Source organism: Streptomyces sp. NPDC007162 (genome assembly GCF_040634175.1).
In the GTDB taxonomy this organism is placed as follows: Bacteria; Actinomycetota; Actinomycetes; order Streptomycetales; family Streptomycetaceae; genus Streptomyces.
Genome location: NZ_JBEYFC010000414.1, coordinates 1 through 8,021, shown reverse-complemented (window position 1 = coordinate 8,021; position 8,021 = coordinate 1). Strand labels below are relative to the sequence as shown.

General features: G+C 74.0%; 5 protein-coding genes. 1 reads left to right on the top strand and 4 read right to left on the bottom strand.

The features are described 5' to 3' along the window. Window positions 1–100 precede the first annotated feature (100 nt). The 4 genes from ABZ646_RS34405 to ABZ646_RS34390 all read right to left on the bottom strand — a co-directional run bounded on the left by ABZ646_RS34405 (window position 101) and on the right by ABZ646_RS34390 (window position 6,561). Window positions 101–3,178 (bottom strand): amino acid adenylation domain-containing protein, encoded by a 3,078-nt coding sequence (locus ABZ646_RS34405; protein WP_360527814.1) that lies wholly within the window; start codon window positions 3,176–3,178, stop codon window positions 101–103. Between the two features lie 74 nt (window positions 3,179–3,252). After that, entirely contained in the window at window positions 3,253–5,082 is a 1,830-nt protein-coding gene (locus ABZ646_RS34400) for an amino acid adenylation domain-containing protein (protein WP_360527811.1), read from the bottom strand. Then, complete coding sequence (locus ABZ646_RS34395) at window positions 5,079–5,303, bottom strand: MbtH family protein (protein ID WP_358984878.1); 225 nt, start codon at window positions 5,301–5,303, stop codon at window positions 5,079–5,081. The genes ABZ646_RS34400 and ABZ646_RS34395 overlap by 4 nt, the downstream gene beginning before the upstream one ends. After that, window positions 5,281–6,561, bottom strand: coding sequence for a glutamate synthase-related protein (locus tag ABZ646_RS34390; protein ID WP_360527808.1), 1,281 nt, complete (start codon window positions 6,559–6,561; stop codon window positions 5,281–5,283). Before ABZ646_RS34390 ends, ABZ646_RS34395 begins: the two co-directional genes overlap by 23 nt. A gap of 203 nt (window positions 6,562–6,764) precedes the next feature. Here ABZ646_RS34390 and ABZ646_RS34385 point away from each other — a divergent pair, with 203 nt between their 5' ends. Then, complete coding sequence (locus ABZ646_RS34385; RefSeq protein ID WP_360527805.1) at window positions 6,765–7,967, top strand: pyruvate carboxyltransferase; 1,203 nt, start codon at window positions 6,765–6,767, stop codon at window positions 7,965–7,967. The last annotated feature ends 54 nt before the right edge of the window (window positions 7,968–8,021 follow it).

Genomic DNA, 8,021 nt, shown 5'->3' with positions numbered 1-8,021 from the left:
GGCCGAACATGGAGAGGTCTTCAGCGGCGAGGTACGGGCTCATGCCTCCACCTCCTTGGGTGCCTCACCGGCGGCGGCCCCGGTCGGCCCCGTGCCCGTGTCAGCCCGGCGCCGCCGCCAGTTCGCCGGCCACGCCGGCCACGGACGGATGGCGCAGCAGCGTGCGCAGCCGCACCTCGTGGCCGAACTCCGCCTTGATGCGGCTCAGCAGGCGCAGCGCCAGGATCGAGTGGCCGCCCAGACGGAAGAAGTCGTCGTCCGCACCGACCCGTTCGACGCCCAGCACCTCGGCGAACACCACGCACAGCCGCGCCCGCACGGGATCGTCCGGATCCGGCGAGGACGCGGCCGCCGAGCCGTACTCCGGAGCGGGCAGCGCCCGGCGGTCCAGCTTCCCGTTGGGCGTCGTGGGGAACCGCTCCAGCGTCACGTACGCCACCGGCCGCAGGTGCTCGGGCAGTGCGGCGGCCGCGTGCGCGCGCAGCTCCTCCGGCTCCGGAGGCGTACCGCCGTGCGGCACCACGTAGGCGACGAGCCGCTGGTCGCCCGGCCCCTCGGTGCGCACCAGCACCCGGGCACCGGAGATCCCCGGGTGCCGGGCCAGCGCCGTCTCCACCTCCGAGGGCTCGATCCGGAAGCCGCGCAGCTTCACCTGGTCGTCGCGCCTGCCCAGGTACTCCACGGCCCCGTCGGCGCGCCACCGGGCCAGGTCGCCGGAGCGGTACATGCGCGAGCCGGGCGGCCCGTAGGGGTCGGCCACGAAGCGTTCGGCCGTCAGCCGGGCCTCGCCCAGGTAGCCGTGCGCCTCGCCCACACCGCCGAGGTACACCTCGCCCACCATGCCGGGCGGCAGCACCCGCAGGTGGTCGTCGAGGACGTAGAAGTGCTTGTTGGCGACCGGTCCGCCGAGGGGGACGGAGCCGTCGAGGCAGTCCTCCAGGGTCACCCGCCGGAAGACGGTGACCATCATGCACTCCAGCGGCGAGTAGGCGTTGACCAGGCTCAGCCCGGGGCGGCGGCGCAGCAGGCGCTCCAGGTGTCCGGGGGAGGCGGCCTCGCCGCCGGTCAGGACGAGCCGGACCGTGTCGAACGCCGAAGGGTGGGTGTCCACCAGGAAGTTCAGGAGGCTGGAGGAGAAATGGGCCACGGTGATGCGGTGTTCGCCCATCAGCCGCACGGCCACCTCCGGCTCGGGCGCCCCGCCCGGCTGCAGGACGCACGCCGCGCCCGCGAACAGCGCGGACAGCAGCTCGAAGGCGAAGGCGTCCCAGGACATCGGCGAGCACTGGAGCACGACGTCCGACGGCGTCACCCGCGCGAACGCCTGCCCCAGCAGGCTGCCGACGAGCGCCCGGTGCGGCGCCACCACACCCTTGGGCCGCCCCTGCGACCCCGAGGTGAACAGCACGCAGGCGAGATCCTCGCCGTCGACCGGCGTCCCCGGATCGGTCCCGGGCGCCCCTTCGAGACGCGGATCGTCGATCCGTACGAGACGCGGGCCGTCCCGCTCCGCCACCTCGTCCGGCAGGGGGCGGTCGCTCACCACGGTCCGGCAGCCGGTCGCCCGTACGCACTCGGCGGCCCGCGCGCCGGGGAAGTCCGGGTCCAGCAACACATAGGCGGCACCCGACTTGAGGGCCGCGAGAAGGGCCGTCACCAGGCGTGGGCCGCGCTCCAGGCGCACCCCCACCCAGTCGCCGCGGCCGATCCCGAGGCCGATCAGGTGGTGGGCCAACCGGTTCGCGTGCCGGTCCAGTTCACCGTAGGAGACGCGCTCGCCCTCGAAGACCAGGGCGGTCGCGTCCGGTTCGCGGGCGGCCTGGTCGGCGAACACCGTGTGCACGCACGGATGCCGGGGGAGCGGAAAGCGTTCGCCCCTGCCCGCGTCCAGCATCCGCCCGGCCTCCTGCGCGTCACACGGCTCGATGTCACCGGGGCGCGCGCGGGGATCGTCCGCGATCACGCCGAGCACCCGCGTCAGCTGGGTGGCCAGGACGCGTGCGACAGCCGCGGGCACGCGGCTCGTGTCGTGGTGCAACCGCACCGAGAGGCGCTCCCCGGGCGTCACCACGACCGTCACCGGGTAGTGCGCCGTCTCCTCGCAGCCGACCTCGCCGACCCGCAGTCCGCCCAGGTCACGGCTCCATGGCGGTACGTCGGGCACCGCCTCCACGGTCACCGTCGTGTCGAGCAGCGGCCCGTCCACGCCGGCGGCCCTGGCCGCCTCGCCCAGGCCCACGTGGTCGTGCGGGGCCAGCGCCAGCCGTCGCGCCCGTACGTCGGCGAGCAGGTCGGCCAGGGTCGCCGAGGCGCCCGTCCGGACCCGTACGGGCACCGTGTTGACGAGCATGCCCACCATGTCCTCGACGCCGTCCAGTTCGGCCGGGCGGCCGCTGAGGACGGAGCCGAACGTGACGTCGTCCCGATCGGTGTGGCGCGCCAGCACCAGCGCCCACGCGGCCTGGACGGCCGTCGTGAGGGTGGCGTTCAAGCTCCGTATCCTCCCGCCGAGTTCGGCGGTCTGCGCGGGTGAGAGCTCTCGCGTGACGGTCGCCCAGCGCGCGGCCGTCCCGCCTGACTCCGGCGCGAGCAGCGTCGGCGGCGCGTCCGCCAGTTCCTCCCGCCAGGCCCGCTCGGCGGCCGCCCGGTCGCGCCCCGCGAGCCAGCCGAGGAAACCGCGGTACGGCACCGGTGGCGCCAGGTCCTCGTCGGCGTACCCGGCCAGGACCTCGCGCAGCAGCACGGAGGCGCTCCAGCCGTCCAGCACGCAGTGGTGCGCGGTGACCGCCAGGCGGTACCGGTCGGCGCCGTCGCGCACCAGGTCGAAACGGATCAGCGGGCCGCCCTCGACGCCGACGCCGCCGGTGCGCGCGGCGCGCAGCACGGCCTCGCCGTCGTCCGGGCCGGCCACCGACCAGTGCGGCTCCACGTCACGGGGGACGACCTGCACGGGCTGTCCGTTGGCCCGGTGGTGGATGCGGGCCCGCAGATTGGGGTGGCGCACCAGCGTCCGCCGTACCGCGTCGCGCAGCCGTGCCTCGTCCAGCGGGCCCTCCAGCGGGACGGTGTACTGCGCGACGTAGAGCCCGCGCGCCCCGTCCTCCGCCAGGGAGTGGAACAGGATGCCCTCCTGAAGAGGGGTGAGGGGGAGTATTTCGTCGATGGCCGGTGCTGACATCTGTCCTCCGCTCAGGGACGGATCGGGGGCCAGGCCCGGGGCCGCCCGCGCGGGGGACCCGGCCCGGGTGGCGGTCAGCCGCGCGAGAGCTGCGCGGCCAGGGAGGCGTACTCGCCGGGATCCAGGTCGGGCAGCAGCTCCGGCTCCGCTGCGGTACCGGCCGCCGGTGCCGGCGTGCCCACCGAGGCGGCGACTTCGGCCAGCGTGGCCGATCCGACGACATCGGCCACGGTGAGCGCGAGGCCCCGCGCGCGGGCCCGGTTCACCAGCCGCATCGCCGCCATGCTGTCGCCGCCCAGGCCGACGAAGGAGTGCCCCGGCGTCGCGTCGCCCGCCGGGCGCCGCAGCACCTCGTCGGTCGCGCCGCACAGCCAGGCCGTCACCTCGTCGGCGGCCTCCGCGGTGGCGGGCCCCGGCGCGGCGGGTGCCGTGCCGGGGCGCGGCGGCTCCGGCAGCGCCGCCCGGTCGAGCTTGCCGTTGCCGGTCAGGGGCACCCGCTCCAGGACCGCCCAGGCCGTGGGCACCAGCGCGTCCGGGAGCGAGTCCCGCAGGTGCGTGCCCAGGGCGTGCGGCTCGGGTACGGGCACGCCCGGCGCGGGTACGACGAAGCAGGCCAGCCACCGGTCGCCGTCCTGCGGCCCGGCGAGGACGACCGCCGCCTGGGTCACGGCCGGGTGGGTGCACAGCACCGCCTCGATCTCGCCGAGCTCGACGCGCCGGCCCCGGAACTTCACCTGCCCGTCGGTCCGGCCGATGAACTCCAGTGCTCCGTCGGCCCGTCGGCGCGCGAGATCGCCGGTGCGGTAGAGACGCGAGCCGGGCGGACCCAGCGGATTGGCCACGAAGCGCTCCGCCGTCTGACCCGGACGCGCCAGATACCCCTCGGCGAGTTGCGCGCCCGAGAGGTACAGCTCGCCCGTCACCCCGACGGGCACCGGGTCGAGCCGCTCGTCGAGCACGTGCGCACCGGTGTCCGCGACCGGGACGCCGATCGGCACGCTGTCCGGGTCCGCGTCGGGGCGGCAGGGCCACGCCGTGGCCGCCACCGTCACCTCGGTCGGCCCGTACAGGTTGTGCAACTCGGCGCCGAGCAGGGCCAGGCAGCGGTCGCGCAGCGACACGGGCAGCGCCTCGCCGATGCAGATGATCCGCCGCAGCCCCCGGCAGTGGACCGCGACGTCCGCGTCCAGGAACAGGCGCAGCATCGAGGGGACGAACTGGATCGTCGTCACGCCCCGGTGCGCGACGAGCGCGGCGAGGCCGTGCGGCTCGCGCTCCAGGCCCGGTGGCGCGACGACCAGGGCGGCGCCGCAGATCAGCGGCCAGAAGTACTCGTACGTGGACACGTCGAAGCCCACCGGTGTCTTCACCAGCACCCGGTCGTCGGCCGCCAGCGGGACGGCCTCCCGCATCCACCGCAGATGCCGGGCGATGGCCTCCTGGCGCACCACGACGCCCTTGGGGCGGCCGGTGGAACCGGAGGTGTAGATGAGGTAGGCGGGATCACCGGGGTGCGCGCGCACCACTTCGGCCCCCGGGGCCGACCCCGCGGGGGACGCCGCGGGGGACGCCGCGGGGAGTGTGGTCAGGACCCGGTCCGGCGCCGCCTCCTCCAGGATCAGCGCGGCACGCTGCGCGGGGGTGTCCTTCTCCAGCGGCAGATACGCCGCGCCGGCGGTCAGCACGCCGAGCAGGGCGACCACCAGGTCGGGGGAGCGGTCCAGGCGGACCGCCACCACACTGCCCGGGCCGATGCCGTCCTGGCGCAGGACCCCGGCCAGTTCACGGACCCGGCGCCACAGCTCCGCGTAGTCCAGGGTGACCTGGTCGGAAACGACGGCGGTGGCGTGCGGGGTGCGCTCCGCCTGAGCGGCGACGAGCGCGGGGAGCGTGAGGGCGGTCACCGTCCCGGCCCCGATCCGGTGGCGGCCGGCTCGCCCGGCCGGGGCGCCACCACGGTGAAGTGGCGGTCCACGTACTCCAGGCAGGCAGCCCGGTCCCGGCGTGTGAGCACCACCCGCCAGCCGTCCGGCACCCGGATGCCGTCGGGCCACAGCGAGTGCCGCCCCTGGTCGTTGACGAGCACCAGATAGGGGGCCGAGTCATCCTCGAACGGATTCGCCATGGGGCACCTCTTCCTTCCGTACGGTCGGCAGCGGGCCGACGTCGTCCCTGTTCACCGCGGTCGTGTCGTACTTGCCGAGGGCGCTGATCAGCATGCGCACCTCCAGATCCAGGCAGGCCGCCAGCCTCAGCAGCCCCTCCTCGGGGTCCTCGTCGGCGGCGACCAGCGCGGCCCGGCCCAGGCCCACCCCCCGCGCCCCGAGCGCCAGGCACTTCACCGCCCGGGTCCCTTCCCAGATCCGGCCCCCCGCGAGCAGGCACCCCGGGCCGTCGCCGACGGCCAGCAGGCAGTCGAAGAGCGGCAGTCCCACGTGGTCGAGGAAACCGCCCGGCGCCCAGCCCGTGCCCCCCTCGGCGCCGTCCACCGTGACGCTGTCCGCGCCGGCCGCCCAGGCCACCCGGGCGGCCGCGCCGACGTCCCGGCCCGGGTGGAGCTTCACCCACACCCGGGCCCGCGGGTAGTTGTTGCGCATCAGGTTGATCTGCTGGCGCAGGATCTCCTCCGTGTACGTACCCGGGCTGGAGGCCCGCAGCGTCCGACCGTCGCCGGGAATCGGCAGCAGCGCGTACTGCTCCGCCACCGCCGCCGCGGCCTCGCCGTCCATCAGCGTCATCCCGCCCAGGCCCGGCTTCGCGCCCTGACCGGTCTTCAACTCGAAGGCCAGTCGCCCCGCTTCGAGGAACGGCTGGGCCGCCGGGTCGCTGTAGACCAGGTTCCACACCTCCGCGTCGGCGTCCTCGGTGCTCTGCTGCACCACGATCCCGCCGTGGCGGCCGTCGCCCTCCTCTCCGTACGCCTCGATCCGGGCCAGCAGCGCCCTGGCGGGCTGTGCCCCGAGGCGGCCGTAGCCGATGACCGGCACCACGTTCTCGCCGACGACCAGCGGGATGCCCAGCCGGGCCGCCTGCCGCCCGAGCGAGGTACCCAGGTCGCCGCGGGCCGCGGCGGTCGACCCGAACGCCGAGACGTAGAAGGGGAGCCGGGACGGAAATCCGCCGATCACGGTCTCCAGGGACACGTCCGACGGCATCGGCTCGCGCCCGAGGTCGATCAGTTTCTCCAGGCGCTGCTCCATGAACACCGGGGGGAGCAGCCGCAGCCGCTCCAGCGGATCGTCCTGCCCCGGCCCGGACCAGCCGCTGCCGTAGAGCGTCGCGCCATAGCCGTCAAGCGGCGGAAAAGCCGCCTCGACACCCGTGCGCGCGCGATGGCGCACGGCGGCCTCCGGAAATCCTGGCGCGCGCAGCATGCCGCTCATGCGGGCCTCCCGTAATGGAATGTGAGATCCCGTCGCAAAGGGTGGACACCAACGTAGCCCGCGGCGCGGACCCACCCGGAACTTCCGGTCGGAAGTTTCCCGAAAACCGCTCGGAACCGGACCCGGAGAGGAAGTCATCTCCGCCCCTGGTGGAGGGAGTTGGGCGTGAGAATGATTGACCGTCTCTCGATGTCCGTGGCTCGATGAGGGTATCTGGAAGGCCGCGAAAGGGGCTACCGATGGAAAAACGTCGAGTTTCCATTTTCGACACCACTCTGCGGGACGGCGAACAGGCGCCGTGCAATTCCATGAAGCCGCAGGAAAAACTGGAACTCGCGCTGCGGATCGAGGCACTCGGGGTCGACGTCGTCGAGACCGGCTTCCCCGCCTCCTCACCCGCGGAGACCGAGGCCACCCGGCTGATCTCCCGCCACCTCACCCGCGCCCGGTTCACCACGTTCTGCCGCGCCGTGCGCTCCGACATCGACTGCGCGGTGGCCGCCGGCGGCACCCGCAACCACGAGGTGCAGATCCTCGCCACCTCCAGCGAACTGCACCTCGACCGCAAGCGCCGCATCTCCCGCAAGGAGTCCATCGACGAGATCGTCGAGTGCGTCACCCACGCCCGCCGGATGGGCGTGCCCTACATCTCGCTCGCGCTGGAGGACGCCTCGCGCGGCTCGGACGAACTGCTACGCGCCCAGATCGAGGCGGGCGTGGACGCCGGAATCACCTGCGTCGTGGCGGCCGACACCTCCGGCTGCATGACCCCGGCCGAGTACGGCGAGCTCATGGGCAAGGTCCGCTCCTGGACACCGCCGCCCCTCAGCGTGTTCACTCACTGCCACGAGGACTTCGGGCTCTCCACGGCCAACACCCTCGCGGGCCTCCAGGCCGGGGCCGACGGCGTGCAGACCACGGTCGGCGGCATCGGGGAGCGCGCGGGCAACGCCGCCCTGGAGGAACTCGTCGCGCTCCTGTCGTACAAGAGCGACTCGCTGGGCCTGTACACCGACATCGACACCGTGGCCATGTACGGCGTGTACGAGGCGCTGCGCGACATCATCGGGCTGGAGCAGCCGCGCAACAAGGCGATCTTCGGGACGTACGCCTTCGGCAGCGCCGCCGGTATCCACCAGGCGGGGATACTGCGGGACCCCGCCACGTACGAGTTCGTGGAACCAGACCGCTTCGGCCGGGAGCGCTCCCTGCTCATCGCCCGCCACTCCGGCCGCTCGGTGCTGCGCCACCTGCTGGAGAACATGCGGGTGGACGTCGACGACGACCGGATGGAGGCGCTCTACCGCCGGCACATCACCGAACGCGTCGGCGGTGACTGCGAGGACATCTCGGTCCTGCGGCGCAGGCTCGCCGACGAACTGCTCACCGTCGGGGCGGCGCACTGAGACGCAACGCCGCGCACGAGGGCGGTGGGAGCCGGACCTCACGGTCCGGCTCCC

Coding starts and splice junctions, on each gene's coding strand:
- ABZ646_RS34405 (WP_360527814.1), bottom strand. CDS start 3,178: ATGTCAGCACCGGCCATCGACGAAATACTCCCCCTCACCCCTCTTCAG.
- ABZ646_RS34395 (WP_358984878.1), bottom strand. CDS start 5,303: ATGGCGAATCCGTTCGAGGATGACTCGGCCCCCTATCTGGTGCTCGTC.
- ABZ646_RS34390 (WP_360527808.1), bottom strand. CDS start 6,561: ATGAGCGGCATGCTGCGCGCGCCAGGATTTCCGGAGGCCGCCGTGCGC.
- ABZ646_RS34385 (WP_360527805.1), top strand. CDS start 6,765: ATGAGGGTATCTGGAAGGCCGCGAAAGGGGCTACCGATGGAAAAACGT.